At 48.1% G+C, this 26262-nt stretch carries 31 protein-coding genes; 14 read left to right on the forward strand and 17 right to left on the reverse strand.

Annotated elements, in window-relative coordinates:
* Positions 1-100 precede the first annotated feature (100 nt).
* Positions 101-1291: a glutamate 5-kinase gene (proB, locus tag L4D79_RS23720; RefSeq protein ID WP_428655074.1), complete on the forward strand. Its 1191-nt coding sequence runs from the start codon at positions 101-103 to the stop codon at positions 1289-1291.
* A gap of 28 nt (positions 1292-1319) precedes the next feature.
* Positions 1320-2576, forward strand: a complete 1257-nt coding sequence (locus L4D79_RS23725) for a glutamate-5-semialdehyde dehydrogenase (protein WP_428655076.1) — start codon at positions 1320-1322, stop codon at positions 2574-2576.
* Between the two features lie 309 nt (positions 2577-2885).
* Here the strand turns inward: L4D79_RS23725 and L4D79_RS23730 are convergent, their stop codons facing one another.
* The 5 genes from L4D79_RS23730 to L4D79_RS23750 form a co-directional block, all read right to left on the reverse strand.
* Positions 2886-3113 (reverse strand): DUF2897 family protein, encoded by a 228-nt coding sequence (locus L4D79_RS23730; protein WP_428655078.1) that lies wholly within the window; start codon positions 3111-3113, stop codon positions 2886-2888.
* Positions 3114-3824, reverse strand: coding sequence for a M15 family metallopeptidase (locus L4D79_RS23735; protein ID WP_428655080.1), 711 nt, complete (start codon positions 3822-3824; stop codon positions 3114-3116). It lies immediately after the preceding gene.
* Positions 3824-4954 carry a succinyl-diaminopimelate desuccinylase gene (gene dapE / locus L4D79_RS23740; protein ID WP_428655083.1) on the reverse strand — a complete coding sequence of 377 codons (1131 nt, stop codon included), beginning with the start codon at positions 4952-4954 and terminating at the stop codon, positions 3824-3826. Before dapE ends, L4D79_RS23735 begins: the two co-directional genes overlap by 1 nt.
* A 14-nt stretch (positions 4955-4968) precedes the next feature.
* Positions 4969-5322: an ArsC family reductase gene (locus L4D79_RS23745; RefSeq protein ID WP_428655085.1), complete on the reverse strand. Its 354-nt coding sequence runs from the start codon at positions 5320-5322 to the stop codon at positions 4969-4971.
* Positions 5323-5395: 73 nt separating this feature from the next.
* The gene (locus tag L4D79_RS23750; RefSeq protein WP_428655088.1) at positions 5396-5794 is read right to left on the reverse strand and encodes an MAPEG family protein; all 399 of its coding nucleotides are present in this window, start codon (positions 5792-5794) and stop codon (positions 5396-5398) included.
* 408 nt (positions 5795-6202) lie between these two features.
* Here L4D79_RS23750 and ompW point away from each other — a divergent pair, with 408 nt between their 5' ends.
* The gene (gene ompW, locus L4D79_RS23755; RefSeq protein ID WP_428655090.1) at positions 6203-6841 is read left to right on the forward strand and encodes an outer membrane protein OmpW; all 639 of its coding nucleotides are present in this window, start codon (positions 6203-6205) and stop codon (positions 6839-6841) included.
* Positions 6842-7102: 261 nt separating this feature from the next.
* Positions 7103-7384 (forward strand): winged helix-turn-helix domain-containing protein, encoded by a 282-nt coding sequence (locus tag L4D79_RS23760; protein WP_107350603.1) that lies wholly within the window; start codon positions 7103-7105, stop codon positions 7382-7384.
* Between the two features lie 30 nt (positions 7385-7414).
* On the opposite strand, the gene L4D79_RS23765 is transcribed toward L4D79_RS23760, so the two are convergent.
* The 3 genes from L4D79_RS23765 to narQ are packed head-to-tail and all read right to left on the reverse strand — an operon-like array spanning position 7415 to position 10084.
* Positions 7415-7756, reverse strand: coding sequence for a DUF4156 domain-containing protein (locus tag L4D79_RS23765; RefSeq protein WP_428655093.1), 342 nt, complete (start codon positions 7754-7756; stop codon positions 7415-7417).
* A complete protein-coding gene (locus L4D79_RS23770; protein ID WP_428655095.1) occupies positions 7756-8382 on the reverse strand; it encodes a response regulator in 627 nt (208 codons plus the stop codon). The genes L4D79_RS23765 and L4D79_RS23770 overlap by 1 nt, the downstream gene beginning before the upstream one ends.
* Before the next feature lie 4 nt (positions 8383-8386).
* Complete coding sequence (narQ, locus tag L4D79_RS23775) at positions 8387-10084, reverse strand: nitrate/nitrite two-component system sensor histidine kinase NarQ (RefSeq protein WP_428655097.1); 1698 nt, start codon at positions 10082-10084, stop codon at positions 8387-8389.
* A 383-nt stretch (positions 10085-10467) separates the two neighbouring features.
* On the opposite strand from narQ, the gene napF reads away from it, so the two are divergent.
* The 6 genes from napF to L4D79_RS23805 all read left to right on the forward strand — a co-directional run bounded on the left by napF (position 10468) and on the right by L4D79_RS23805 (position 15029).
* The gene (gene napF / locus L4D79_RS23780; RefSeq protein ID WP_428655099.1) at positions 10468-10959 is read left to right on the forward strand and encodes a ferredoxin-type protein NapF; all 492 of its coding nucleotides are present in this window, start codon (positions 10468-10470) and stop codon (positions 10957-10959) included.
* Positions 10960-10961: 2 nt separating this feature from the next.
* Complete coding sequence (locus L4D79_RS23785; RefSeq protein WP_428655102.1) at positions 10962-11234, forward strand: chaperone NapD; 273 nt, start codon at positions 10962-10964, stop codon at positions 11232-11234.
* Entirely contained in the window at positions 11231-13717 is a 2487-nt protein-coding gene (gene napA / locus L4D79_RS23790) for a periplasmic nitrate reductase subunit alpha (protein WP_428655104.1), read from the forward strand. The genes L4D79_RS23785 and napA overlap by 4 nt, the downstream gene beginning before the upstream one ends.
* Positions 13718-13804: 87 nt before the next feature.
* Positions 13805-14272 carry a nitrate reductase cytochrome c-type subunit gene (locus tag L4D79_RS23795; protein WP_428655106.1) on the forward strand — a complete coding sequence of 156 codons (468 nt, stop codon included), beginning with the start codon at positions 13805-13807 and terminating at the stop codon, positions 14270-14272.
* Positions 14273-14298: 26 nt separating this feature from the next.
* A complete protein-coding gene (locus L4D79_RS23800) occupies positions 14299-14874 on the forward strand; it encodes a NapC/NirT family cytochrome c (RefSeq protein WP_428655108.1) in 576 nt (191 codons plus the stop codon).
* 20 nt (positions 14875-14894) lie between these two features.
* Positions 14895-15029, forward strand: coding sequence for a TIGR02808 family protein (locus tag L4D79_RS23805; protein ID WP_107350611.1), 135 nt, complete (start codon positions 14895-14897; stop codon positions 15027-15029).
* Between the two features lie 35 nt (positions 15030-15064).
* Here the strand turns inward: L4D79_RS23805 and L4D79_RS23810 are convergent, their stop codons facing one another.
* The 3 genes from L4D79_RS23810 to L4D79_RS23820 form a co-directional block, all read right to left on the reverse strand.
* Positions 15065-15280, reverse strand: a complete 216-nt coding sequence (locus tag L4D79_RS23810; RefSeq protein ID WP_428655110.1) for a hypothetical protein — start codon at positions 15278-15280, stop codon at positions 15065-15067.
* 106 nt (positions 15281-15386) lie between these two features.
* Entirely contained in the window at positions 15387-15809 is a 423-nt protein-coding gene (locus L4D79_RS23815) for a DUF1499 domain-containing protein (RefSeq protein ID WP_428655196.1), read from the reverse strand.
* 61 nt (positions 15810-15870) lie between these two features.
* A complete protein-coding gene (locus L4D79_RS23820; RefSeq protein ID WP_428655112.1) occupies positions 15871-16218 on the reverse strand; it encodes a DUF2956 domain-containing protein in 348 nt (115 codons plus the stop codon).
* Positions 16219-16716: 498 nt separating this feature from the next.
* Here L4D79_RS23820 and L4D79_RS23825 point away from each other — a divergent pair, with 498 nt between their 5' ends.
* Entirely contained in the window at positions 16717-17178 is a 462-nt protein-coding gene (locus L4D79_RS23825) for a DUF2919 domain-containing protein (RefSeq protein ID WP_428655114.1), read from the forward strand.
* A gap of 5 nt (positions 17179-17183) precedes the next feature.
* Positions 17184-17594 carry a hypothetical protein gene (locus tag L4D79_RS23830; RefSeq protein ID WP_428655116.1) on the forward strand — a complete coding sequence of 137 codons (411 nt, stop codon included), beginning with the start codon at positions 17184-17186 and terminating at the stop codon, positions 17592-17594.
* 74 nt (positions 17595-17668) lie between these two features.
* Here L4D79_RS23830 and L4D79_RS23835 read toward each other — a convergent pair whose 3' ends face one another.
* Entirely contained in the window at positions 17669-17983 is a 315-nt protein-coding gene (locus tag L4D79_RS23835; protein WP_428655119.1) for a hypothetical protein, read from the reverse strand.
* Positions 17984-18317: 334 nt separating this feature from the next.
* Between L4D79_RS23835 and L4D79_RS23840 the strand changes: the two genes are divergently transcribed.
* On the forward strand, positions 18318-19214 hold the full coding sequence (locus tag L4D79_RS23840) for a Dyp-type peroxidase (RefSeq protein ID WP_428655121.1): 897 nt from the start codon (positions 18318-18320) through the stop codon (positions 19212-19214).
* A gap of 349 nt (positions 19215-19563) precedes the next feature.
* On the opposite strand, the gene crr is transcribed toward L4D79_RS23840, so the two are convergent.
* The 5 genes from crr to cysZ all read right to left on the reverse strand — a co-directional run bounded on the left by crr (position 19564) and on the right by cysZ (position 24569).
* On the reverse strand, positions 19564-20073 hold the full coding sequence (gene crr, locus L4D79_RS23845) for a PTS glucose transporter subunit IIA (RefSeq protein WP_428655123.1): 510 nt from the start codon (positions 20071-20073) through the stop codon (positions 19564-19566).
* A 40-nt stretch (positions 20074-20113) separates the two neighbouring features.
* Entirely contained in the window at positions 20114-21841 is a 1728-nt protein-coding gene (gene ptsI / locus L4D79_RS23850) for a phosphoenolpyruvate-protein phosphotransferase PtsI (RefSeq protein ID WP_428655125.1), read from the reverse strand.
* A 54-nt stretch (positions 21842-21895) separates the two neighbouring features.
* Positions 21896-22153, reverse strand: a complete 258-nt coding sequence (locus L4D79_RS23855; protein ID WP_107350620.1) for an HPr family phosphocarrier protein — start codon at positions 22151-22153, stop codon at positions 21896-21898.
* Positions 22154-22466: 313 nt separating this feature from the next.
* On the reverse strand, positions 22467-23435 hold the full coding sequence (gene cysK, locus L4D79_RS23860) for a cysteine synthase A (RefSeq protein ID WP_428655127.1): 969 nt from the start codon (positions 23433-23435) through the stop codon (positions 22467-22469).
* Positions 23436-23795: 360 nt separating this feature from the next.
* On the reverse strand, positions 23796-24569 hold the full coding sequence (gene cysZ, locus L4D79_RS23865; RefSeq protein ID WP_428655129.1) for a sulfate transporter CysZ: 774 nt from the start codon (positions 24567-24569) through the stop codon (positions 23796-23798).
* Positions 24570-25000: 431 nt separating this feature from the next.
* Between cysZ and zipA the strand changes: the two genes are divergently transcribed.
* Positions 25001-26239 carry a cell division protein ZipA gene (gene zipA / locus L4D79_RS23870; RefSeq protein WP_428655131.1) on the forward strand — a complete coding sequence of 413 codons (1239 nt, stop codon included), beginning with the start codon at positions 25001-25003 and terminating at the stop codon, positions 26237-26239.
* The last annotated feature ends 23 nt before the right edge of the window (positions 26240-26262 follow it).

The following is a 26262-nucleotide window of genomic DNA, read 5'->3' on the forward strand; positions in this document are numbered from 1 at the left end:
CTTAATTGAAGAAAAATGCGCCTAATTGGCGCATTTTTCTTGTGATTTATAAAGGGTATTGATACAACATCATTCTACTTATTCTTTTTGTTTTATCCCCATGGCAGAGACAAATATCCTAAATGTACAAAGCAAGGACTTGGTAACCGTAGGCTCGAAAAACGGGTCTCAAAACCAAGAGGTTAGGCACAGTTCACAGACTATCGTTGTCAAGCTGGGTACCAGCGTATTGACCGGTGGAACACTTAAGCTGGATCGTGCCCATATGGTTGAACTGGTTCGTCAGTGCGCACAGTTGCGCCGTCAGGGCCACAAGGTCATTATCGTGACATCAGGCGCGATTGCCGCCGGCCGTGAACATTTAGGATACCCCGAACTGCCCAAAACCATGGCTAGCAAGCAATTATTGGCAGCTGTTGGTCAGAGCCGCTTGATCCAAGAGTGGGAAAGCCTGTTCGGTATCTATGGCCTGCATGTGGGGCAGATGCTACTAACCCGCGCGGATCTCGATGATCGCGAGCGTTACCTTAATGCCCGCGATATGATTGTTGCCCTGCTGGATAACGGTATTATCCCGGTTGTGAACGAGAATGATGCTGTTGCCACCACGGAGATCAAGGTGGGTGATAACGACAATCTCTCGGCATTGGTCGGTATCTTGGCGGGTGCCGATAAGCTATTGCTGCTTACTGATCAGCCTGGCCTGTTTACAGCCGATCCTCGCAACAACCCTGACGCAGAGTTGATCCGTGAAGTCCATACTATTGATGAAACCTTACGTAAGATCGCTGGTGGCAGTGTAGGTGGTCTTGGTACCGGCGGCATGGCAACTAAACTGCAGGCGGCTGATGTTGCACGTCGTGCGGGTATTGAAGTGATCATCGCTGCCGGCAGCCGTCCTGATGTGGTGGCCGATTTGGCCCAAGGTATTTCCGTTGGCACCCGTTTCTTGCCGCTGGAATCACCGCTGGAAAGCCGTAAACGTTGGATTTTGGCCGGCCCTCCACCCGCTGGAGATATCGTGATCGACCAAGGTGCAGCGGTTGCTGTGCAGCAGCGCGGAAGCAGCCTGCTGTCGAAAGGGATCACCGAGGTGAAAGGCGAGTTCGAGCGCGGAGAAGTGGCGCGGATTTTCAACACCCAAGGCGAACTGCTTGCTCGCGGGATCAGTCGTTACTCCAGCCATGATCTTGCCAAAATTGCCGGCAAGCATAGCCAAGATATTTATCAGGTGTTGGGTTATGAATATGGCCCAGTTGCTGTACACCGTGACGACTTGGTAGTCATCTAACACGTATTGAAACGTAAGGGAAAAGAACATGAATCTTGAACTGATGGGCCAAGCGGCGCAACAGGCGGCCTTTGAACTAGCAACGGCAGCAACAAAACAGAAAAACCGTGCCTTGGCTGTGATTGCCGATGAGCTAGAAGCAAACCAAGACGTGATTTTGGCGGCCAACGCCAAAGATATCGCAGCGGCTAAAGAAGCCGGTATGACTGATGCGCTAGTCGATCGCTTGCTACTCAATGCCGAGCGTTTGGCTGGTATTGCCAATGATGTCCGCAACGTGATCAGCCTAAATGATCCAGTAGGAGCAGAGCTAGACAGCAAAGTGCTGGAAAACGGCATGCGCCTGAGCCGCCGTCGCGTACCGCTAGGTGTGGTGGGTGTTATCTATGAAGCTCGCCCGAATGTGACTATCGATATCGCTGCCCTGTGCCTGAAAACGGGTAACGCCAGTATCCTTCGTGGTGGTCGCGAGACGTTCCACTCCAATATGGAACTGGTTAAAGTGATCCAAATTGCCCTCGAGAAAACGGGCCTGCCAACAGCATCGGTACAGTACATAGAAAAACCAGACCGTGAGTTGGTATCGCAACTTCTGAAGATGGATCAGTATGTCGATATGATCATCCCGCGCGGTGGAGCTGGCCTGCACAAAATGTGTAAGGAAAACAGCACTATCCCTGTGATCATTGGTGGCTTCGGTATCAGCCATGTCTATGTTGATGTTTCGGCTGATCTCTCGCGCACGCTGGATGTGGTAGAAAACGCGAAGGTGCAGCGCCCGTCGGCCTGTAATGCCCTCGATACCCTGCTAGTCCATGAGAAGGTCGCTGAAGCTTTCTTGCCTCGCCTGACTGAGCGCTTGAATGCGAGCAATGTTGACCTGGTCGCTGACGAGAATGCCTACGAGCTACTTGAAGGGAAAGCCGCAAGCCTGCGCCGTGTCGCCGAAGGTGATTACGACACCGAATGGTTGAGCTTCACCCTAGGGATCAAAATCGTCAAAGATGTGGAAGAAGCCATTGCCCACATGCGCAAGCACAACGCCAGCCATTCCGATGCCATCATGACCAATGACCTGATGGCGGCAGAGCGTTTCGTCAATGCCGCAGGTTCTGCAGCGGTTTATGTCAATGCATCGACCCGCTTTACCGACGGCGCGCAGTTTGGCCTAGGCGCAGAGGTTGCCGTGTCGACCCAGAAACTGCACGCCCGTGGCCCGATGGGGCTGGAAGAGCTGACAAGCTATAAGTGGGTTGGTATTGCCGACTACCTCCCACGAGCTTAATTGATTTATCGTCGCCAGTTAATGCGATAACTGCATCGGAAGTGCTCATTTACGTTCGTAAACTCCGCGCTTCCTTTTGGTTCTCACATGAACTGACTTAGATAAAACAACAAGCAATGATGACAGAGTTGAGTAGTGTTCATTTACTATCGTAAACTCCGCGCTTGCTCTTTGTTCTAGCAAGTTTGTCTTAGGTCTCAATGGCATGCTGAATCACATGAAACCAAGTAATTTAGAACTCACTGTTCCAAATAGCTTTGTTTCAGATTGATTAGATATAAAAAACGAGAGCGTGATGCTCTCGTTTTTTTATGTGTGGTTTTTGAGGTTTTTTAGCTCTTGGTTTTTATCGTTGGCGGTTTGTTTTTCGATTAACTCGTCGAGTTCTTGCTCGCGCCGACTTTTATCGTACATGTATTTGACTTTGTCCTTGTAGCCAAATTTCATGTTAGCGGTGTATTTCAGCGCCGCAATGTTACCGACCACCACGCTGACGACAATGATGCTGATAACCCACGGGTTGAGTAGCCATTCCATTTACACCTCACAGATATTCTCTATGTACCTACTATAGAGACTATCAAGGTTTTCCAGTATGTGCGACTTTCCTGCAAGCTCTGATTGGCTAAGTGTGCGCTTGAGCAGGTCTGGCGTGAGCTGTAAAAGTAAATATTTGCTAACTGGGAAGTAGCTGATATGCCAAGGCTCACACGCCACGCCACCGCGATCGTCTGCATAGGGAAGGTAGAATCCGAAGGCGGTCATATTGGCCTTTAGCCACTGGCTAAACTCGGCTTGGTGGCCACCGCTTGCATACTCCCAGGGCTCGAGTTGTAGCTGCGTACCTTCTGGCAGACAGTTTGCTGCGTATACATCGATATCGGTCCCCCAGTGGTGGCGGCTCGCACCGGGTAGGGCTGACCAGCGCATAATCGCATGTATTTTCTCAAGCTCATTGAGGGGAGTGGGATCGAGTGGTTGGCTATTGCTATCGAGCAGTGGTCGCTTGCCGGAAAACTTGTTGTTCCAAATCAGTAACTGGCGCTCAAATGGCCGAAAGGCACTGGCGAGCTGAAGATCAAAGCCAGCCGCGTTGGCAGCCTCTTTTAACGCCTGAAAAGCCGGGAGCATTAGCTGGTGGATATAAGGGTGCCCACCATCAGGGTTCAATGAGACCAGATGGCTGGTTTCTTGCCCGGTAAGTTGCCCGGCGGTATGCTGCCGGGCTTTGCTTGGGTGGTTAACCATTAAAGGGCTTTTTCCATCACTTTTTGGTACATATCGGTGAGTTTTTCCAGATCCGCCACCTTCACACATTCATTCACTTTGTGGATGGTTGCGTTGACTGGGCCTAGCTCGATAACCTGTGCACCGGTGCGGGCAATGAAGCGGCCATCAGAGGTACCGCCAGTGGTCAGCAGCTCTGGTTTTTTGTGGTTTACTTCTTCAATTGCTTCGACCACCGCTTTTAGCAGCGTACCTTCGTCGGTTAGGAACGGGTGACCGCTGAAGGTCCAGGCCAGATCGTAATCAAGCCCGTGGGCATCAAGCACAGAGTGGACCTTGCGCTTGATATCATCGACAGTCAGCTCGGTACTGAACCGGAAGTTGAACTGAACATGGAATTCCCCCGGGATCACATTCGATGCGCCGGTTCCGGCAGATAAGTTGGCGATTTGGAAGCTGGTCGGCGGGAAGTAGGCGTTACCGTTGTCCCACGTTGTCGCAGCCAGCTCGGCCAATGCCGGCATGGCACGGTGAACCGGGTTATCGGCAAGGTGCGGGTAGGCAACGTGGCCTTGGGTGCCTTTGATATTCACATCACCGGTGATCGAGCCACGGCGGCCATTTTTAACCACATCACCCACGGCATGGGTACTTGATGGCTCGCCGACAATGCACATATCGATTTTTTCATTACGGGCTTCCAGCGTATCAATGACACGGGTGGTTCCGTTGATGAAAGGGCCTTCTTCATCTGAAGTGATCAACAGGGCGATAGAGCCTTTGTGATCTGGGTTCTCTGCCAAGAAGCGTTCGATAGCCACAATCATACAGGCCAATGAGCCTTTCATATCGGCCGCTCCTCGGCCGTGGAGGTAACCATCGATAATGGTTGGCTCGAAAGGGGCGGTATGCCATTTGTCGAGGTTGCCCGCTGGTACGACATCGGTGTGGCCGGCAAAGACAAACAGCGGCGCTTCCGTGCCGCGACGTGCCCAAAGGTTGGTGGTATCTTCGAATACCATGGTTTCAATTTTGAAACCGAGCTTTTCCAGGCGTTCAATCATCACGTCCTGGCAGCCAGCATCTTCAGGGGTCACTGACTGACGGCTGATAAAGTCTTTCGCCAGGGCGAGAACCGGGCTATCTGACATCCTTGTATCCTTCCTTAGTTTGTTTGGAAAATTTCTTGGTACTGGGCAGGCTTGAAGCCCAAGTGGTAGCCGCTGTTGTGAACCAGCAGCGGGCGTTTGATCATCGCTGGGTATTCCAGCATCAGCTCAATAGCGCTTTGCTGGTTCAGGCTGGCTTTTTGCTCGTCGCTCAGCTGGCGGTAAGTGGTACCACGCTTGTTGACCATGGCTTCCCAACCTAGCTCGGCTTCAAACTGCTCTAGCATGCCACGGTCCAGGCCGTTGGCGCGGTAGTCATGGAAGGTGTATTCAATATTTTCGGCTTCTAGCCACTTCTTCATTTTCTTGATGGTGTCGCAATTTTTGATGCCGTAAGCAATTGTACTCATAGTTATTCTGGCTGACTTTTTTTGTGAACTTGGTCTCCCTTTATAGCGGGAATAGGCGGGGGGTGCAACGGCTTCAGCTGCCATAGTCGATAGCCAGTTTAATCAGCCACATATTGGCCAAGATCCCAAGCACAAAGACGATGGTGCGCCAGGGGCTGAGCTTGAAGGCGTAGCAAATGAAATAGAGTACCCGGCTGATAATAAATAGATAAGCGGGCAGGGCTGATTCATGGGCCGGGACACCCGCTAGGTGGGCGATAAACACACAGCTGGAGAATACCGATAGGATTTCCCAGCCATTGGCCTGGGCCGCTTTTACCCTAGAAGCAGCCCCGGTGAGTTCACGGTCTTGGAGGCGTGGTTGGTTGATATCGAGCTTACCGGTTTGGCGGACCGTCAGCCATCCTCCGACGCCTGCCAGCAAATAGTTAATCAGTATCATGACGATAATGCACCAGAATGCCGGGGTCATAGCCGCTCCTTATAGCTCGGTACCTTAGAGGTCGAGGCGAATGGGTAGTGGATTGCAAGAGTATAGGAGACAGAGTGGGGGATGAATATGTATAGGCAATAGTGGGCATATTTAGGGCGGGTAAAAAAGTGTTCGTCAGGTTTGTGCAACAGTACCTGCGAGAGCCTTTTTTGTGAGGTATAAATTTCTTTTTGGGTAGGGGGAGTGACATTTTCCGACATCAGAAGGGATCTTTGATGAACGCTATATAAGTAATTGATCTGTATCAAAAGTTATTTGTTGTTGCTAATTTTTATAAATTGATTTCAATCAATACGATTGTGTTTCTAAATGGTTACATTTTGCCCGCTTAACATGAAGCCCAATTTTTCCCCTTACCGGGATTCAAAAGGAATGGAGTCAATAATAATGAAAAAGAATCTATATACCGTCGCTATCCTAGCCGCAATGGTGGCAACCCCTCAGGCTATGGCTCATAAGCAAGGTGACATCTTGTTCCGTGCCGGCACCGCGACAGTCGTACCGAACGAGAGCAGTGATGACGTGCTTGGGCTGGGTGAGTTTGGCATTGGCTCAAACACCCAGTTGGGTATCACCGTGGGTTACATGCTGACAGACAATATCAGTGTTGAACTGCTGGCGGCGACGCCATTCAGGCACAAGGTGTCCTTGAATAGCGCGGGTGATATCGCTGAAGTTGAACACCTGCCACCGACGCTGATGCTGCAGTACTATTTTATGGATAGCAGTAGCAAGTTTCGTCCGTACGTCGGTGCCGGCGTGAACTACACCACGTTCTTCAATGAAGATTTTAATGGCGCAGGAGAGGGGGCTGGTCTGAGTGATTTGAAATTGGAAGATTCGTGGGGTCTCGCAGCCAATGTAGGTATCGATTACCAGGTAAAAGATAACTGGTTCTTCGGTGCTTCTGTCTGGTATGCCGACATCAGCACTGATGTGAAATTTAATGCGGGTGGCGAAGCTCAGAAGATCAGTACCGATATCGACCCATGGGTATTTATGGTCACAGCCGGTTATAGTTTTTAATTCAGCGTGTTAGTGGTGGTTGAGGTGAGGGGCAATGCTGGTTTCGGCTAAGACCCAGAGAGTTTGGTGTTTTTGTGTGATATTTCAAGTTGTTGTTTAAACATGTATTTTTTGTATCTGGAATGACAAGTTCTTAAACTTTGTGACCTCTATCACCGAAAATAACGACCAATACAGGGAAATCCTCCCTCATATTGATCAAACTCAACACCCTGCGGGCAGAAGTCGGAATAATGAAAACCTCAAATTATGGAGGTCTCAATGGAATTGAATCCGGTTTTTGCCCGTCGTCTTTATCTTGCTCTGCTTGTTGAGCAGCTAGATCGTCCCAATGTTCCTAAGCTGATTGAAATTACCGGTTGGCCACGTCGTACTATTCAGGATGTACTTAAAGCCCTACCTGGGTTTGGCATTGAATTGGCTTTTGTCCAAGACGGCAAGCGCCATAACGATGGCTATTACCAGCTCAGTGACTGGGGGCCGTTTGATGTCAGTTGGGTTGAATCGAAAGAAAGGGATATTATCTCTTCTGTATCGTGTTAATAAAAAAACCGCATTCGTGCGGTTTTTTTATTATTTAGCGTCTTCGCAGTAGTAAGCATTACCGATTAATGTCACTGAGGTCGAGAAGTCCGGTGGGCTGTATAACGAGACCCTGTTGGCGCCAAGGTAGTGGGCTTGGTTACGAAGCTGGTTCAATGCACCTTGGGTCAGATCCCTGTCACTGATGAACCAATAGTTGTACCAGCTGCCCTGGGAACCAATTAGCGTTCCCCGTCTTTGGCAGGTGTTGGACACATCATTGCTATCCCAAGTCAGCTCGATATCATTGGCTGTCTCTAACAGTGGCGTTGTACTGCAGCCTGCCAATGCGAGACCGGATAGTAATATGAATAGTGGTCTCGCGTTGCCCATTATTGCCCCTGTGATTCCAGATAAAGCACCGTGGCGGCAGTTCTTGACTTCACTTGGAGTTTTTTCAGCAAACTCTTCATGTGAACCTTAACGGTCGCCTCAGAAATGAACAGGTTATCGGCAATTTGCTTGTTGCGATACCCCTTTGCCACCTCTTTTAGGATCTGCATTTCCCGATCCGTCAGGGTGTCAAGCAGGGAGTCCTGCTCGGTGCTGTCGGCCAAGTACTCGCGGACCAAATCACTAAAGGCCTGACCGCCACACATCGCTTGTTTCAGCAAGGCAATAAGCTGGTCTGGTTCGGTATCTTTAAGCAGGTAGCCATCGGCACCGGCATTGACCAGTGCTTTTACATCTGAGCGACTGTCAGACACCGTCAGCACGACAATACGGGCTTGGATCCCTTCTGCGCGCATGGCATTGAGGGTATCGAGACCTGACATGCCTTTCATATTCAGGTCAAGCAGGATGAGATCGGGCTCTTTTTCCTGAGCAAGTAACACCGCATCAGCCCCGTTGCTTGCTTCGCCAACCATTTCGAAGTCGCTTTCAAAGCTGAGAAGTTGGCTGATCCCCCTACGCATCAAAGGGTGATCATCAACAATCATAATTTTCCAACACGTCATATTATTATCCTTGGAATTCAGGCTGAAACTGAAGAGTGATTTCACAGCCTGTCCCCTTGGTTGTATTGATTTCCAGAGTACCGAATAGGCGCGAAGCCCGTTCGGTCATAATTGCTAGGCCATAATGATTGAGTTTTTCATTGGCCGGGTCAAAGCCTATTCCATCATCGCTGATATTGATCGTTACTGTGTCCAACTCCTGCTGGCAGGTGACGATGATTTCATCTGCCTGTGCATGTTTTATCGCATTAAGTACTGCTTCCCTGATCAATTGCAGCAAGTGTACCTGATGATGGGCATCAAGACTTAGCGATGACAGTTGGTTATCAATGATCAGTAATGCATTACTCTGCTCTTCTAATGGTTTTAGCATTTCTACCAACGCTTCACCAAAGTTTGCTTCTTTGATTGTGAGGCGGAAGGTACTTAGTAGTTCCCTTAACTGGGTATAAGCCCCGGACAGCCCTTTATCTATGTCGCTGATGATGGCCTTGGTCTGGATCTGATCTCCTTGACCTAGCTGCCTTTTTAGCAAGGCCACTTGGATTTTGAGATAAGACAGTGATTGGGCAAGAGAGTCGTGCAACTCACGTGCTATCGTTGCTCGCTCTTCCATCAATAATAATTGTTCCGACTGTTTCTGAGCTCGGTTGTAGTAGATCCCCCGAGCCAACGTATGGGAAAGGTTTTCAATCAAGTTCTTATCTGGACATGGCAGGGTGTCTTGCCACCACAACTGCCCGAGAACTTGGCCGTCGAGTTCTAGATCATGGTAATGCCAGTTATTGCCAGACGGTTTGCCGGAGATGATTTCGGTATTATTGCCACTGCTTTCTTCGATGATCAGCTTGGCGGCGGTCAGGCCTTCAATATCAAGCAGGGTATCGAGCATGACAGCAAAGTTTTTTGTGCTTAGGCGGCTTTGCGATAACTCTTGCGAGCAATCATACAGCACCTGTAGCGAGTCATTGGCTTGGCGCAGGCGGCGGGTTTTTTCATCGACTTTCATTTCCAGGTTGCGGTAAAGCTTGCCGAGCTCTGCCGCCATGGTAGTGAAGGTACCGGCTAAGATCCCCAATTCATTATCACTTTTGACATCGAGGGTGAGGTCGAATTTCCCTTCCTGTATCTGTTCGCTGGCCGTCACCATTTGGTTGAGCGGGGTGACGATTTTGCGCTGGGTAAAATGGATGGTGAACAGGGCGGCAATCAGGATCAAACTCAAGCCAAGACCACCAACGATCGAAAGAACCTGCAATTTGATGATGGAAAACTCTTGTAACTCGTAGACAAATTGGTCGATCCTGTCGACAAAATTGACGACTTCGCTGAGAAATAGCTGCTCATTACCATTTTGTAGCAAGGGGTGTAAATCTTCCCAACGGCCAATCAAGTTGTAGTAGTGCATCTTGATATTGGTTGGTACTGTCCAGTGATCCAGAGCCGCCATGGACGGCGAGAATAACGATTTCTCGAACATATCCAAATGCGCGTTGAGGTGGGGGGATTGGGTCTGGATATCATAGGCTAACCGGTAGCTTTGCATCCTCAATGAACCGGAGACATTCACCGCTTCAGCATCATTCAAGCTTGACGCTAAGGTCAGCAGGGCGAAGCTGGTTGTGACCACAGAAAGAAGCAAGATTGCTAGCATGGCTCTGGCAATCGTTGTGGTGACGGGCTTTAGAGGCCTATTTTTCACAAATTTTCCTTTTAAATCGTTATCTTAAAGATAAAGAGAAAGCGTTTTTCTTTTTATTTCTGGTCTATATTCAATAGATGGGCTGGCGATTTTCAATGCTATTGGAATAAATGTTAGCCGCCCTAAAGAAAACTTGGCTTTTTTATATTGAGAGGGCGCGCATTTGAATTTATTGATCCAAGACAAATTTAGCCCCTAATTAGCCCTTACTAGGTATTTAAGCATTTATTACGGGATTTACACTTGTCGTGTAAAAAAATGACAGCTTGTGATTATTTGTTGTAAATCATTCAAACTGTTTATTGGTACACCTTGCTTTTATAGCCAAGCTGCTGCCCGTAATCACTATTTTTATTAATAATATTTTACGAAGGACTGAGTCAATGTTTGATCGCTCCCGTCGTCGGTTACTGACACGGCGTCGCAAGCCTGACCTGCAGCGAATGCCCTGGGTGGTGGATGAAGAAACATTCACCGATACCTGTACCCGGTGCAACAAGTGTATCAACGCGTGTGAAACACAAATTATTGCCAAAAGCGACGGCGGGTTTCCCGCGGTCGACTTTCAGCATGGTGAATGCACATTCTGTTACCGCTGTGCCGAAGCTTGTCCCGAGCCTTTGTTCCAGCCGAAATCAGAGCAGCCATGGCCTTTGGTGGCGCAAGTTAATGAGGGTTGCCTTGCCTACCAGAATATTGAGTGCCGAAGCTGCGGCGATGCGTGTGAGGTAATGGCTATCCGGTTCAGGCTACAAGTGGGCGGTGTCGCCCGGCCTGAACTGGATACGTCAACCTGCACAGGATGTGGCGCGTGTGTGTCGGTATGCCCGGCATCGGCGATCACCATGGTGAATCACAATAACGAAGAGAATTAGCAATGGCATTACAAGAAGTACACATATCCAGCTTGGTTGTTCATGTAAAGCCGGAGTATCTGGCCTCTGTTAAAGAGCAGATCGAAGCAATGCCGAATGCAGAAATATACGGCGACAGTGAAGAAGGGAAGGTCATCGTGGTTCTGGAAACTGAAAATCAGGGCTATGTGACTGACACAATAGATAAAATAAATAATTTAGAACACGTTTTAACCACTTTTTTGGTGTATCACCAAATCGAACAGTTCGACTCGCAATCTGAGGATGATTCATGAAAATGACAAGACGCGCGTTTGTGAAGGCAAACGCCGCTGCATCGGCAGCAGCTGTGGCGGGGATCTCGCTTCCAGCATCAGCAACTAACTTAATCGTTAGTTCTGACGAAACCAAAATTAAGTGGGATAAAGCGCCTTGTCGTTTTTGTGGTACGGGTTGTTCAGTACTTGTCGGTACGCAGAATGGTCGCGTTGTTGCTACACAGGGTGATCCTGAAGCTCCAGTAAACAAGGGCTTGAACTGTATTAAAGGCTACTTCCTGTCGAAGATCATGTACGGCAAGGATCGTCTGCAAACGCCAATGTTGCGTATGCAGAATGGTAAATATGCTAAAGACGGCGACTTCCAGCCAGTATCTTGGGATCAAGCATTCGATGTAATGGCTGAGAAATGGAAAGAGGCCCTGAAGAAGCAAGGTCCTTCTGGTGTGGGTATGTTTGGTTCTGGTCAGTGGACTGTAATGGAAGGCTACGCAGCATCAAAAATGATGAAAGCGGGTTTCCGTTCTAACAACATTGATCCGAATGCCCGCCACTGTATGGCATCTGCGGTTGTTGGTTTCATGCGTAGCTTTGGTATTGATGAGCCAATGGGTTGTTACGACGACTTCGAAAATGCGGATTCATTCGTGCTTTGGGGTTCAAATATGGCTGAAATGCACCCTGTGCTATGGACGCGTATTACTGACCGTCGTTTAAGTAATCCGCATGTCAAAGTGAATGTGATGTCTACCTATTACCACCGTTCGTTTGAGCTGGCTGATAACGGTATGATTTTCGAACCACAAACTGACCTTGCGATTGCAAACTTCATCGCGAACTACATCATCCAGAATGATGCGGTTAACTGGGAGTTTGTGAACAAGCACACCAACTTCAAGCGTGCTGAAACCGATATCGGCTATGGTCTGCGTGATGAACATCCACTGCAGCAGAAAGCGAAACATGCTAACTCTGGTGCGATGCATGCAATGACATTCGACGAGTATAAAGCCTCTGTTGCTGAATACACGGTCGAAAAAGCCTCTGAGATGTCAGGTGTATCACAAGAGAAGCTGATTGAGTTGGCCAAACAGTACGCCGATCCAAAGACCAAAGTGATGTCACTGTGGACCATGGGCATGAACCAACACACTCGTGGTGTGTGGATGAACAGCCTTGTTTATAACATTCACTTGCTAACCGGTAAGATCTCTCAGCCAGGTAACAGCCCATTCTCGCTAACGGGTCAGCCTTCAGCGTGTGGTACCGCGCGTGAAGTTGGTACGTTTGCCCACCGTCTTCCTGCTGACATGGTGGTTGCTAATCCTAAGCACCGTGCAGTTGCTGAGAAAATCTGGAAATTGCCTGAAGGCACAATTCCACCAAAACCAGGCTACCACGCTGTACTTCAAGATCGCATGTTGAAAGACGGTAAGCTGAATGCTTACTGGGTAATGTGTAATAACAACATGCAAGCAGGCCCGAACATTAACGAAGAACGTTTACCGGGTTACCGTAACCCTGAAAACTTCATTGTATGTTCAGACCCTTACCCAACCGCCACGGCACAGGCTGCTGACCTTATTTTGCCAACCGCAATGTGGGTTGAGAAAGAAGGTGCTTACGGTAACGCCGAGCGCCGTACCCAGGTGTGGTACCAGCAGGTAGAAAGCCAAGGCGAGGCAAAATCTGACTTATGGCAGATCATGGAGTTCTCCAAGCGCTTCACCGTTGAAGAAGTATGGGGTGAAGAGCTGCTAGCGAAAGCACCGCAGTACCGCGGCAAAACTATGTACGATGTGCTGTTCAAGAATGGCCAGGTTGATAAGTTCCCACTGTCTGAAACTCAGCCTTTGAATGACGATGCGCAAGCTCAAGGTTTTTACGTTCAGAAAGGCCTATTTGAAGAGTATGCCGCATTTGGTCGTGGTAAGGCGCACGATTTAGCACCTTACGATACTTACCACAAAGTACGAGGCTTACGCTGGCCGGTGGTTGACGGCAAAGAAACCCAGTGGCGTTTTGCTGAAGGTCATGATCCATATGTACCTAAAGGTGAAGGTTTCCGTTTCTACGGTAAGCCAGACGGCAAGGCGGACATTATTTTTGCACCGTTTGAGCCAGCACCAGAAATGCCTGATAAAGAATACGATATGTGGCTATGTACTGGTCGTGTACTTGAGCACTGGCATACAGGCACCATGACTCGCCGTGTTCCTGAGCTATACAAAGCAGTACCGGATGCGGTGTGTTATATCCACCCTGATGATGCACAGGCGCGTGGCTTACGTCGCGGTGATGAAGTACTGCTTGCCTCTCGCCGTGGTGAAGTACGTTGTCGCGTAGAAACGCGTGGCCGTAACCGTCCACCTGTTGGCTTGGTTTTCGTCCCATTCTTTGATGCGCGTATTTTGGTGAACAAGCTGATTCTGGATGCGACCGATCCGCTGTCAAAGCAGACGGATTTCAAGAAGTGTCCAATTAAGATCACCAAAGTATAAATAGCTGCAAATTGAAGAGGTTGGTTGTCTGGCTGTATGTCGGACAGCCCTACCTTGACCTGATTTAGCCTGTAGGCGGAGAATACAATGAAACGATTAGTTCTAGCAGTAATGGCTGTGGGCATGATGCTGGCCGGTGCTGTTCATAGTGCAGAAGAGCTGCAAAACCCAGGTGGCATCGGTGGCCTAGAGTCATTGCGTGGTGCCAGCGAGCTGGAAGCCACCCGTGCTGCGGATCCAATGAAGCGCTACCCTCGTGACCAAGGTACGATCGATAGCGATTACGTGTACCAGCCACCGCTGGTACCACACACGATCCGTAACTACGAAGTGTCGAAGAATGCGAACAAATGTCTGGCTTGCCATAGCTGGAAAAATGCCAATGAAATGGGCGCTACCAAGATCAGCGTAACGCACTACCAGTCCCCGCGTGAAGGGCAGGTACTGTCCGATGTGTCACCGGCTCGCTACTTCTGTCTTCAGTGCCATGTGCCACAAGCTGACGCTAAGCCGTTGGTTGAGAATGATTTTGAGCGTGTCGACGCACTGCGTTAATTAGCCAGTTTAAAGAGAGGCTATCAATGAAAATGTTAAAAACCTTTTGGCGTAGGTTTTCCTCACCAAGTAAGGTCGCAGTGGGTCTGGTGCTTTTTATGGGCTTTCTGGGCGGCTTGCTGTTCTGGGGCGCGTTCAACACCGGTATGGAAGCAACTAACACTGAAGAGTTCTGTGCTGGCTGTCACGCACCGATCGTGAAAGAGATCCGTGAAACGGTTCACTTCTCAAACCGTTCGGGTGTCCGTGCAATTTGTTCAGACTGTCACGTACCACATAACTGGACAGATAAAATCGTTCGTAAGGTACAGGCATCGAAAGAGCTGGTGGCCCATGCAATCGGTACCATTGACACCCAAGAGAAGTTCGAAGAGCGGCGGGGTCATCTTGCTAACCGGGAATGGCACAGGATGAAAGAAAATGATTCGCAGGAGTGCCGTAACTGTCACGAGTTCGAATACATGGATTTCTCCGAGCAGGGCAGTCGAAGTGCAAAACAGCACTCAACGGCTCTAGCATCAGGTGATAAGACCTGTGTAGATTGTCATAAGGGTATTGCCCATAAACTGCCTGATATGAAAGACATTGAAGGTTGGCAGTAAGCTTCGGATAAGGAGAAACAATGAGTACATTAGAATCCATCTTCTGGCATGTACTGGGCTATGCGGCCATGCCTGTTATTATCCTGTCTGGCTTCGCGGCTGTAGCTGTGATTTGTATCATGCTATTGTCGTTGGGTAAGGATAAAAATATCTAGAGGCGTACCCAGCCCTCGATAAATGAAAGCCATGCTTAATCGCATGGCTTTTTTATTGCTTGCTGGTAGTACAGGCCGATAGCAATCAGGGCTAACCAGATGCTGTCAATGAGCAGCCAAGACGTGAAGTTGCCTATGAGGGCTGAGCAGTCAGCAGAGTCCAGCAATAGCAAGCCGGCTTCAAACCCCTGAACCAATAACATAGTCAGCAAACCTAAAACCCCGAACAACAAGTAACTGGCAATGCTCATTGTGATCCTCCATCAGACTACTGTTTGATTTTAGATCTAAATGAGAATTATTTGCAATGGTATTTTTACCCTATCGATAAAAACCTTGAGGTTCTAGGGATTATTGCTATTTGTTGCTCAGATACCCTTCCTTCTCCAGCATCATCCGAAAGCTATCAGCACGGTCGCGATTCACACCGAAATCGGAATAGCCGGTACGGGACTCGGAGCGGACAACAAGCTGGTTGGCCTGTTTTTTGACCTCGAAATCATCAACAAACCGGAAGATCTTGCTGGTACATTCCACCCGGAAATAATCGTCTGTCTTGCTAGCGAGGGAGGCTCCTGGCAGAGAAAGAGCCAACTGTTCAATGTGTTTCCATTGCTCAAGGCCTTTATGGCTCAGTTCGAACGGTGACAAATTGTGCGCCTCTCGGGTATCGGCAGTACTGACGCAGTTAGGCTTTTCCCCACAGGGCTGGTTTACTCTAATTGTATCGTGATAAGAAGCCGAGTCTGGGCTGCCGCACCCAGACAGCATGCCTAGCATGGCCACTAAGGGAATAAAGCGAAAACGATGTTGTTCAATCATCCGTGAGTCCTTGTCAGATTTAACTGAGTTGAAGGTAACCAATAAAGCCAAGCCAAGAGGCAACCAGCAATAACCAAGGCAACCAAGACTGTTTGTTTGCGACCTCCTGCTGCGGCGCTGTCGGTTCTGCAGTCGTGGGCTCAATGTCTTGGGCTCTATCCCTCGTTTGCTTCTTGCGTAGCTTATCGCGTTCACGCGCTTTGGCTTTTTGTTGTTTTTTGTATTGCTCGATACCGTGCTGGATCCCTTGGGCTATCAGTTTAGTTTGTTCTTTGGTTTGCCCAGGCTTCTGGGTTGAACGAGCGATCTTCATTGCTTCTGCTTGGGTTTCTGGGGACGGGGTCCCTTGGGTTTTCTTGTTTACCATCGTTAGTCCGATCCATCATTTTCTTTGGCGAGATTATACCGTCAGCAACATCAATTCGCACATCTCTGTCATTTTCATCCTTCGAAAGAGGTAGGAATCTTACATCACCTGAATAAAGAATGAACAGGTCTGTTTTTGTTATAATATCCATTAACATGATGAATATTAATAGATATTCCTGTAAATCATTAGAAAGTGAGCATATTTATTCCTGATGTGATTTCTGTAATAAAACTAGAAAATTAGTCTTTCTCATCCCACAAAATGTGATCCTTCCTACAAGATGAACTCCCAAATAGTGCGTTGAACCACAGAAATTACCACTTCGGGTGGTAGTTGTGGGCAGATAGATTAAGGTATCCCTAGTTCTGAACAGTGTTGTTATATCGGCTCCCGAAGATAAAATCATGGCCGTCACAGCCAAAGGTGAAATTGGCTGTTGAAATACCATGGTTAAACCTCCATTGCACACTAAGCAGTGAGAAGCGGGGAAAGTAAGTGTTATATCCGATAGAAGCCTTCGACAAGCATGGCTTGTTGAAACCGTCAGCCATGTTGTGGCTTTGCTGGTTGTTCAGTGCCAAGGGGTGGGTGATTTTTGTGATGGCGGGCGCAAGCCGCCAGCAAGGAGCCCAAGTCTTGGAGATTTTGTATCCGTTGCGAGATAACTTATATCTGGCAATGCTGTTGGGCCTTCCTGCACTTATCTATATGTGGATGGCTGGATACCGACACAAAAATAAAAAATTAATAAATTTAATATGGCAGCACGGGAAAGGGATCCTATTGCTGACTTATACAACAGATTGTGTTTTGCAAATGTATCAGCTGATGTTGACCCATGGGGCCTTCAGCTGGACCCGAGCGGTCAGCCTGCTGCTGACATTCTGGCTTGGAGGGTACCTGCTTAGAAGCTCTAGGGTCAGAAATACATTTGCAGACAAGCCCGTAGAGAGGTAAGTACGATGAATGATTGGGGTAAAGGGTTGGTGCTGTTCAGCGCACTGCTAAGCCCGTTAGCCATGGCCGATTGGCTATTAGATGTGAATTTTGAACTGACTGGTGCCTCTGGTAGCACCCAGTCGGTGAATACTTCGCTGTCATTACTGCCAGGAGAAGAGACTGTCTTCTTTGGTAGCAGCTTTGATAGTGATGAAAGCAGCCGAGAGTTAGTCGGCAGTGCCGAGCTATTGGAAGTCTCCGCGGAAGAAGTCAAGATCGCGTTCAAGGTCCAGGAACGGCTTGATGACGGCGGCTGGCGGACACTGGTGTCGCCAACGTTATCTACCGGCTTGAATGCTCCAACCAAGTTTGAAGGGCTGGATAACAGCGGTGATCAGCAAGTGAAGCTTCAGGTAGAAGTGACATCGGTATAAGTACTAAACGCTATCTTGCCATATTAAAAAGCCCGCGATTTGCGGGCTTTTTGCTGTCTGTAGGTTAAAAAGACTTAAACTGCAGTGTCGAGCACATTGCCGCTGCCAGTCCCCGGATCGGGGGTAATGTTTTGGCTATAGAAGTCAGGCTTGTTGGGGCGGTGATCATCAATAGCATCAGCCACTTTTTTCTTGATGATCAAGCGGTCTTCTTGGGTTTGTGCTTTGTTGTCGGCCGAGATAACAACAGTGTCAGGATCTTTTTTCGGATCGTCTTCAAACTTGTTCGCACTTGACTGGTGGGTATCAATCAGTTTTTGGGTTTGTTTGGCCTGATATAGGGTGCCTGCTACGTCTTTGGTCGGAAATGATGATGAACCCGTTTCCATGATCTTATCCTTATTATTGGTTTTAGCTAATGTGTTGTGCTTGTATAAATTTTACCCCAGCATAGCAGGTCAAAGTAGACACAAATTGAACAATTCAGAGCTTTTCAGCGATTTTATAATCGTTCTATGTGGCGGAAGGGTGAGTAAGAATCTGTAATAGTTGATATAACCGCTGACGATATACACATTTACCCTATTGATTTGTAGCGTGTAATCCCGCTCTGCTGACAATGATCAATTTTTCATGAATTATTCTCGTTATACTTTGAACATCATAATGCTGTATACCTAAGCCGTTTGGGTATCAGTGACGATAATAAGTTAGGAGAAAAATATGGCTACGGCACAACCTTTGATTTTGCCTGAAGCAGGACCATTTGCATTGTATGTTGTCATGAAGGCAACAGGTGACACCAAGGTGCTTGTAGAGCGCTGTCAGCAAGTTCACACTCTGGTTGATGAGATCAACAGCCAGCAGCCGGGTGCTGAGCTGCGGGCGAGTATTGCGTTCGGTAAAGCATTCTGGACGTCGCTGGAAAAAGGTACTCCAGCTGAATTTGATGATTTCGAAGCGTTAGGTGAAGGTCAAGTGACTGCACCAGCTACTGGTGGCGATGTCTTGCTGCACCTTAACTCAAGCCGCCATGACTTGAATTTCTACCTACTGCGCCAGTTTATTTCGCCTATTGCAGAGCATGTCGAGGTCTTGGATGAAACCTACGGTTTCAAGTACCTTGATTCACGTGATATGACCGACTTCGTTGATGGCACCGAGAATCCGAAAACGCTAGAGTCGCGCCAGGATGTTGCACTGATCAAAGAGGGTGACTTTGCTGGTGGTAGCTTTGTGATGCTGCAGCGCTTTGTCCACAACCTACCGGCTTGGAATCGCTTGAATATCCAGGCACAGGAGAAAGTGGTAGGCCGTACCAAGCCTGACTCTATTGAACTGGAAGATGTTCCGGCAGCCTCACACGTTGGTCGTGTTGATATCAAAGAAGAAGGCAAGGGACTGAAGATTGTTCGCCATAGCTTGCCATATGGCTCTGTAAGCGGCGATCACGGCTTGTTGTTCATAGCATACTGCCACACTCAGCATAACTTCAAAGCGATGCTAGAGAGCATGTACGGCCACACAGACGGCAAAACCGATCAGCTATTGCGTTTCACCACCGCCGTAACCGGTGCCTACTTCTTCGCACCATCGGTAGAAGTGCTTAATTCGCTATAGAAACTGAGTTCCTAGGTTCTGGATCCTAGTTCCTGGGAAGAGCAAAAGAAGAACCAGAGAAAATGATAAATCCTCGATCCTTGATCGGGGATTTTTTTGTTTCTAGAAGATTATGAAAGGCGGCCCTAGGAAGAGCAGGTCCTTGGACCGAGGAAAAGCAAAAGAAAGAGCTTGATAGTTATTGAGTGTGTAGTGAGTGCTACCTCCAGGACTCAGGACTCAGGACTCAGGACTCAGGACTCAGGACTCAGGACTCAGGACTCAGGACTCAGGACTCAGGACCCAGGATCTTCCCATAAACAAAAAGCGCCGCCCGAGGGCAGCGCTTTTGGCAAAGATTGAAACAATCTTACTTCTTGATGCGAAGAACTGGAGTTTCACCCACAGTTGTTGCGCCAGAAAGTTTGTTCAGCTCTTTGATTTCGTCCATGTTAGAGATAACAACTGGAGTAAGAGTTGACTTCGCTTTCTCTTCTAGAAGTGCTAGATCGAATTCGATAACAGTGTCACCAACTTTAACAGTCTGGCCTTCCTCTGCGATGCGAGTGAAGCCTTCACCTTTCAGTTCAACAGTGTCGATACCGAAGTGAACGAATAGCTCGATGCCGTCGTCAGACTCGATAGAGAAAGCGTGGTTCGTTTCGAAAATCTTGCCGATAGTACCGTTTACTGGTGCAACCATTTTGTTGCCAGCAGGCTTGATAGCGATACCGTCGCCAACGATTTTTTCTGCGAAAACAACATCTGGCACATCTTCGATGTTTACGATTTCACCAGAAAGTGGTGCGATGATTTCGATAGCACCAGCTTCAGTGTTGTCATCAGAAACCAGCTTCTTCAATTTGTCAAACAGACCCATATCGTTGCTCCTAAGCGTTTTTATTCTATCTGCAGCTATATTAGCAGATGGTCTTTTCTGCGATGAATTTTTCTACGTGAGCTTCAATCTCAGCAGCAGTAGGCATAGCAAGCGCTTGCTCAGCCATTGCTTTAACATCAGCGAAATTAGCGTTGCGGATAATCTTCTTAATGCGTGGAATCGAAATTCCGCTCATGCTGAATTCGTCCAGACCCATACCTAGAAGTAGTAGGGTTGCACGCTCATCACCCGCTAGCTCGCCACACATACCTGTCCACTTGCCTTCTTTGTGAGAAGCATCGATAACTTGCTTGATCACTGTTAGGACTGCAGGTGATAGTGGGTTGTAAAGGTGAGAAATCAGCTCATTACCACGGTCAACAGCAAGAGTATACTGGGTTAAGTCGTTAGTACCAATACTAAAGAACTCAACTTCTTTTGCCAGGTGGTGAGCGATTGCTGCTGCAGCAGGTGTTTCAACCATTACACCGATTTCGATGTTTTCGTCGAATGCCAAGCTTTCAGCACGAAGCTCTGCTTTGTATTCTTCAATCGCAGCTTTCAGTTCACGGATTTCCTCAACAGAGATAATCATCGGGAACATGATGCGGATCTTGCCGTGGGCTGATGCACGTAGGATACCACGTAGCTGGTCACGTAGGATTTCGCGGCGGTCAAGACTGATACGAACCGCACGCCAGCCTAGGAATGGGTTCATTTCTTGTGGCAGATCCATGTACGGTAGATCTTTGTCACCACCGATATCCATAGTACGGATGATCACTGGCTCGCCATGCATTGCTTCTGCAACGTCTTTGTAAGCTGCGTACTGCTCTTCCTCGGTAGGAAGCGCGTCACGGTCCATGAATAGGAACTCGGTACGGTAAAGGCCAACACCTTCACCGCCGTTACGGTTAATACCGTCACAGTCTTTAACTGTACCGATGTTGCCGCAAACTTCTACTTGCTTGCCGTCAAGGGTGATAGCTGGCAGATCTTTCAGTTTTGCTAGCTCTTCTTTCTCGGCAATGTTTGCGTCACGGATCGCTTTGAATTGGGTTACTTCAGCGTCAGATGGGTTGATAACAATCTTGTTGTTGATTGCATCAAGAATCAGCATATCGCCGTTCTTCACCTGAGCTGTAATGTCGTTAGTACCTACGATAGCAGGTAGCTCTAGAGAACGGGCCATGATAGAAGTGTGCGAAGTGCGACCACCGATATCAGTGATGAAGCCAAGTACGTAATCTAGGTTGATTTGCGCCGTTTCAGAAGGTGTCAGGTCGTTAGCAACTAGGATAACTTCTTCATTGATAGCGCTTAGGTTGACGATGCTGATACCCAAAGCGTTTTTCACAAAACGGTTACCGATATCGCGGATGTCGGTTGCACGTTCTTTTAGGTATTCATCATCCAATGACTCAAGCGTTGCCGCTTGCTCTTCGATAATGCTGTAGATAGCAAGATCAGCAGAGGCATTGTTTTCTTTAATGAAGGCTATGATTTCTTCTTCTAGCTCTTCATCTTCCAGCAACATGATGTGGCCTTCAAAGATGGCTTCCTTCTCTTCACCGAAGGTCACACGTGCTTTTTCTTTGATAACTTCTAGTTGCTCAGAAGATTTTTTTCGAGCGTCGAAGAAACGCTGAATTTCGCTCTCAACTTGGTCCGCAGTAATTGGCGCTTTGTTTAGAACAATCGCTTCTTCCTGCAAAAGTAATGCTTTACCAAAAGCAATACCAGGAGACGCCAGGATACCTGAAATCATAGCCTTACCTTAAAATATACTTGAAACTAGGGGAAGTAATAAACAGACTGCGTATTAGTGCAGTTCGTCCATTAGAGCAACTAGGTGGTCAACAGCTTGTTGAGCCTGAGTACCTTCAGCAGCGATAGTTACTACTGTGCCTTTTACTAGACCTAGAGTCTGAAGCTTGAATAGGCTCTTAGCGCTTGCGCTTTTGCCGTTTGAAGTCACTGTGATGTCAGCGTCGAAAGCTTTTGCTTCTTTAACGAACTGAGCCGCTGGACGAGTGTGTAGACCGTTTTCTGCAGTGATCTCAACTTGCTTCTGATACATTTTTCACCCCGATATAGATATTATTTATTTAATATTAACGTAACTGAAAGTAAGCTTAACCTGTTTACGCTAAGCTCGCTAACTGGGATTATAAACTACCCAACAGTTCGGTGTTTGAGATTAATCCAAGTCAATTTTTAGTGACTTTTCTCACTTTTCTAACCTCGGCCAGTTGGTTTTTTGACCTTTTATTTTGAAGCTAGAAATAAAACACACCGGATTTATATTAAAGCTACGGTCAAAATGCAACAAAAAAGCCCCCCAGAGGGAGGCTTTTGGACTGCAATTGGAGTGGTAACACCTAAAAGTGTGATCACTGTTGGGTTTCTTTGTCGGTAAAGATACCGGCAAACAGTGCTGTTGATAGATAACGCTCACCTGAACTTGGTAGCACAACAACAATGTTTTTGCCTGCAAATTCGGGACGTTCGGCGATGCGATTTGCTGCTACTACTGCAGCACCAGAAGAAATACCCGCCAAGATACCTTCTTCTTCCATCAGACGGCGTGCCATATCAATCGCGTCTTCTGAGCTCACACGCTCAACTTCGTCGATTAAATCAAGGTCGAGGTTGCCTGGAATGAAGCCTGCACCAATACCTTGGATTTTGTGAGGAGCCGGTTTGATCTCATCGCCATTAAGCGCTTGGGTGATTACTGGTGACTCGGTTGGTTCGACAGCAACGGTCGTAATTGCTTTGCCTTTCTGTTGCTTGATAAAGCGGCTAACACCAGTCAGCGTACCACCAGTACCCACACCTGAAACGAATACATCAATTTCGCCTTCGGTCGCATCCCAAAGTTCAGGGCCGGTTGTTTTTTCGTGGATTTCAGGGTTGGCAGGGTTATTGAACTGCTGGAGCAGTAGATATTTGTCAGGATTAGAGGCAACAATTTCCTCAGCCTTCTCGATTGCACCTTTCATACCTTTCGGCGCTTCGGTCAGAACAAGGTTTGCTCCCAATGCTTTAAGAAGCTTACGGCGCTCGAGGCTCATGCTTTCCGGCATGGTCAGAGTTAGCTTATAACCACGTGCAGAAGCGACAAACGCAAGAGCAATACCTGTGTTACCACTTGTTGGCTCAACAAGCTCAACACCTTCTTTCAAAATACCTTTCTTTTCGGCGTCCCAAATCATATTGGCACCGATGCGACATTTCACGCTGAAGCTCGGGTTACGGGCTTCAATTTTAGCCAGTACGTTTCCTTTGCTGACTCGGTTTAGGCGAACGAGCGGAGTGTTACCAATTGTCAGGGAGTTATCTTCGTAGATCTTGCTCATTGTTGTCGTTCCTTCGTAGCGCGTTTAAAAACATAAGACACGTTAAGCATAAACCCTAAACGTCGTTTGCAAAGTAATTTGTAGTTATATCTTATTGTTATATGGGACTACTAGGAATGAGAAACTGGTTCCAAGAGTGGGCGGGAAAATGGGGGGCTGGATCCTAGTTCCTAGGAAGATCAAGAGGAGTAAGCCTTCATATGAGCGGGTATAGGCTCAGGGAAGGGTAGAAGCCATAGTTTTATAGAATATGCGGTCTGAAATTCTGCCTGCAGGAACCTAGAACCTAGAACCTAGAACCTAGAACCTAGAACCTAGCTTCAGGAACTAGGAACCAGGATCTAGCCTCTAGGATCTAATTTAATAATTCCGATGCTGCTCGCGGTAATGGTCGACCCACATGGCGGTTGCGCCACAAACGGCAACCGGCATCACGAACAAATTGACGATCGGGGTCATGGTGCACATCAAGACCAAACTGCCAAAGCTCAATGATGTGCCGCGTTTGGTTTTCAGTGCGTCGCGCATTGTCGTGAAAGGAACTTTGTGGTTGTCAAACGGGTAATCGGCGTACTGGATACTCATCATCCAGGCACTGAACAAGAACCACAGTACAGGACCTACAGTTTGGCCAACGGCAGGGATCCACAGCAAAATGAACAGCCCGATAGCCTTAGGCAGGTAATATTTTAGTTTGATCCACTCGCGGTGCATTATCCGCGGAAAATCTTTCATGACGCCTGCGATCCCGGTATCAGGAGCCTTCTGGCCGGTCAGTTTGGCTTCGAGGTGTTCGGCAAGTAGGCCATTGAACGGCGCTGCAATCCAGTTGGCAATCGTACTGAATATGTAAGAGAAAGTGACCAAAGTAGCAATGGCAAGCAATGGCCACAGTAGGTAGGAAAGCCAGTCGAGCCAGCTTGGCAGCTGATTCATCCAACCGTCAATCCATGTACCTAGCTGGCTTAGCACCAAGCCAAAAGCCGTACCGAATAGCACGATATTAATCAGTAAAGGAAATAGCACGAAGCGTCGTGTGCCTGGCTGGGTTGCCAGCGAAATACCACGAAAGAAATAACCGGCACCACTCAACGGGGCTGTAAGTTGGGGGTGGGGCTGCCGGGATGATTGCATATAGGCTCCTTGGCAAGTAATCAGAATACATACATTGGTGATCAGTGTTGGCAATGATAGTAACGGTGATTAATAGCTATAAGCAAATTAACGCCGCTGAGAGTTGGCTGGATGATGGCAAAAACGGTCAAAGCTTGTTCATTTTTGTGCTCGGTAGCACTATCTTGCACGAATATCGACATTCGCCTTCTCATTCTGATTTGAGTTTTGATACATTAGAGTAAAGTTAAGTCCATACTGAATGTTGTAAACGACTTCACTGAAGGGCTGTCGTTGGCTTTTTAATTTGCACTTTATTGTCATAATGCCATGTCAAGTTGTGATAAAAAGTGCCAAGCTAAGTAGTTGAGGTTACACGCTGGCTTGCCAGAGGATGTAATCCAGATGTTGATTTACCCGTTATGGGTTACAAGTAAATTCAGAGTATTCATATGCAGGAATTGCGTCTGGTTCTTATTATTGTTGGTGCGCTCGCTATTGCAGGGTTGTTGCTTCACGGGTTGTGGAGCAGCCGGAAGGAAAAGCCTGCAAAATTTGGTGAGAAGCCACTGGGTAAGTTGAACAAGGCTTCCCGAGATTCGGAAGGTTTTGATAAGGATGGTGTCGGTAGCGTCAGGGTCGTTGGCTCTGAAATCGCGACTGAGGAAGCGCCTCGTCAAGAAAGGAAAGAGCCGGAATTGCACTTTGGCGCAAAGTTGGATGCTGATCCTCTGTTGGATGGGCAAGGTGTAGCGACTCCATCGCCTGCGCAGAGTGAAGCGCCTCCTGTGCCTGAGGTCAAACACATACCGATGGAAGAACCCGCGGTAGAAAATGTGGTGGCACCAACGCCTACAGATATCACTGCGCCTGCTGAACCTCAGCCTCATGTCCAAGCAGAGCCGCAAGCCGTGAAGCAAGAGCCGATCGCGCCGCAGCCTCCTATCCAGCAGCCAGCTAATAAGGCGGCTGAAAAAGTCGAGCCTGTATTAAATGTTGAAAGTGCTGAGCACGTGGCTTTCCATGAAACTGCATCCATCGAGTCAATCGAAAACGCTCAGCAAGCCGCTCAACGCATAGCGAGCCTAAATGAGGCAGAGCAGGCTGTATCAGTCCCGGAGCCAACAAATGTTGTTGAAACTGTTACTCCAGTTGAGACTGCCAATAAAGCTGAAAGGGTAGAACCTGTAGCGTTTGAGCCTGCCGTTGAACCGACCCTCGACGTCGAAGAGCCGGTTGAAGCGCCAGAACAACCCGCGGAGGCCGAAGTGCTTCCTCCTGACTACCTGGTGCTGAATATCCATGCTCGTAATGGTGAGTTATTCCGCGGTAGCCGCTTATTCAATGCCTTTGAGCAAAACCACCTGATTTTTGGTGAAAACTCAGTCTACCATCGTCATGTCGATGCTGCTGGTACCGGGCCCGCTATCTTTAGTGTTACCAATATGGTACATCCGGCACATTTCCCAGAAGGCGGTAGCGATAGCTTTGAAACTCCGGGAGTTGCGTTTTATTTGATGCTCCCTTGTGCGGTTGGTCGGGCAGATCAGAGCTTTAACGTCATGTTGCAAACTGTTCAGCGTATTGCTGATAGCCTTGGTGGTGATGTGCTTGATCATGAGCGTAACCTGATCACCCCGCACCGGATCAGTGGCTATCGAGATAAAGCCCAGCGCTATACTGTTAACTGATCAGTTATCGCCACGTTGAGTGG

The organism is Photobacterium satsumensis, from assembly GCF_050336935.1.
Taxonomy (GTDB): domain Bacteria; phylum Pseudomonadota; class Gammaproteobacteria; order Enterobacterales; family Vibrionaceae; genus Photobacterium; species Photobacterium satsumensis.

Excerpts from the sequence above, each read along its gene's own strand:
- proB (WP_428655074.1), top strand. The coding sequence starts at position 101 with ATGGCAGAGACAAATATCCTAAATGTACAAAGCAAGGACTTGGTAACC.
- L4D79_RS23725 (WP_428655076.1), top strand. The coding sequence starts at position 1,320 with ATGAATCTTGAACTGATGGGCCAAGCGGCGCAACAGGCGGCCTTTGAA.
- L4D79_RS23730 (WP_428655078.1), bottom strand. The coding sequence starts at position 3,113 with ATGGAATGGCTACTCAACCCGTGGGTTATCAGCATCATTGTCGTCAGC.
- L4D79_RS23735 (WP_428655080.1), bottom strand. The coding sequence starts at position 3,824 with ATGGTTAACCACCCAAGCAAAGCCCGGCAGCATACCGCCGGGCAACTT.
- dapE (WP_428655083.1), bottom strand. The coding sequence starts at position 4,954 with ATGTCAGATAGCCCGGTTCTCGCCCTGGCGAAAGACTTTATCAGCCGT.
- L4D79_RS23745 (WP_428655085.1), bottom strand. The coding sequence starts at position 5,322 with ATGAGTACAATTGCTTACGGCATCAAAAATTGCGACACCATCAAGAAA.
- L4D79_RS23750 (WP_428655088.1), bottom strand. The coding sequence starts at position 5,794 with ATGACCCCGGCATTCTGGTGCATTATCGTCATGATACTGATTAACTAT.
- ompW (WP_428655090.1), top strand. The coding sequence starts at position 6,203 with ATGAAAAAGAATCTATATACCGTCGCTATCCTAGCCGCAATGGTGGCA.
- L4D79_RS23760 (WP_107350603.1), top strand. The coding sequence starts at position 7,103 with ATGGAATTGAATCCGGTTTTTGCCCGTCGTCTTTATCTTGCTCTGCTT.
- L4D79_RS23765 (WP_428655093.1), bottom strand. The coding sequence starts at position 7,756 with ATGGGCAACGCGAGACCACTATTCATATTACTATCCGGTCTCGCATTG.
- L4D79_RS23770 (WP_428655095.1), bottom strand. The coding sequence starts at position 8,382 with ATGACGTGTTGGAAAATTATGATTGTTGATGATCACCCTTTGATGCGT.
- napF (WP_428655099.1), top strand. The coding sequence starts at position 10,468 with ATGTTTGATCGCTCCCGTCGTCGGTTACTGACACGGCGTCGCAAGCCT.
- L4D79_RS23785 (WP_428655102.1), top strand. The coding sequence starts at position 10,962 with ATGGCATTACAAGAAGTACACATATCCAGCTTGGTTGTTCATGTAAAG.
- napA (WP_428655104.1), top strand. The coding sequence starts at position 11,231 with ATGAAAATGACAAGACGCGCGTTTGTGAAGGCAAACGCCGCTGCATCG.
- L4D79_RS23795 (WP_428655106.1), top strand. The coding sequence starts at position 13,805 with ATGAAACGATTAGTTCTAGCAGTAATGGCTGTGGGCATGATGCTGGCC.
- L4D79_RS23800 (WP_428655108.1), top strand. The coding sequence starts at position 14,299 with ATGAAAATGTTAAAAACCTTTTGGCGTAGGTTTTCCTCACCAAGTAAG.
- L4D79_RS23805 (WP_107350611.1), top strand. The coding sequence starts at position 14,895 with ATGAGTACATTAGAATCCATCTTCTGGCATGTACTGGGCTATGCGGCC.
- L4D79_RS23810 (WP_428655110.1), bottom strand. The coding sequence starts at position 15,280 with ATGAGCATTGCCAGTTACTTGTTGTTCGGGGTTTTAGGTTTGCTGACT.
- L4D79_RS23815 (WP_428655196.1), bottom strand. The coding sequence starts at position 15,809 with ATGCTAGGCATGCTGTCTGGGTGCGGCAGCCCAGACTCGGCTTCTTAT.
- L4D79_RS23820 (WP_428655112.1), bottom strand. The coding sequence starts at position 16,218 with ATGGTAAACAAGAAAACCCAAGGGACCCCGTCCCCAGAAACCCAAGCA.
- L4D79_RS23830 (WP_428655116.1), top strand. The coding sequence starts at position 17,184 with ATGAATGATTGGGGTAAAGGGTTGGTGCTGTTCAGCGCACTGCTAAGC.
- L4D79_RS23835 (WP_428655119.1), bottom strand. The coding sequence starts at position 17,983 with ATGGAAACGGGTTCATCATCATTTCCGACCAAAGACGTAGCAGGCACC.
- L4D79_RS23840 (WP_428655121.1), top strand. The coding sequence starts at position 18,318 with ATGGCTACGGCACAACCTTTGATTTTGCCTGAAGCAGGACCATTTGCA.
- crr (WP_428655123.1), bottom strand. The coding sequence starts at position 20,073 with ATGGGTCTGTTTGACAAATTGAAGAAGCTGGTTTCTGATGACAACACT.
- ptsI (WP_428655125.1), bottom strand. The coding sequence starts at position 21,841 with ATGATTTCAGGTATCCTGGCGTCTCCTGGTATTGCTTTTGGTAAAGCA.
- L4D79_RS23855 (WP_107350620.1), bottom strand. The coding sequence starts at position 22,153 with ATGTATCAGAAGCAAGTTGAGATCACTGCAGAAAACGGTCTACACACT.
- cysK (WP_428655127.1), bottom strand. The coding sequence starts at position 23,435 with ATGAGCAAGATCTACGAAGATAACTCCCTGACAATTGGTAACACTCCG.
- cysZ (WP_428655129.1), bottom strand. The coding sequence starts at position 24,569 with ATGCAATCATCCCGGCAGCCCCACCCCCAACTTACAGCCCCGTTGAGT.
- zipA (WP_428655131.1), top strand. The coding sequence starts at position 25,001 with ATGCAGGAATTGCGTCTGGTTCTTATTATTGTTGGTGCGCTCGCTATT.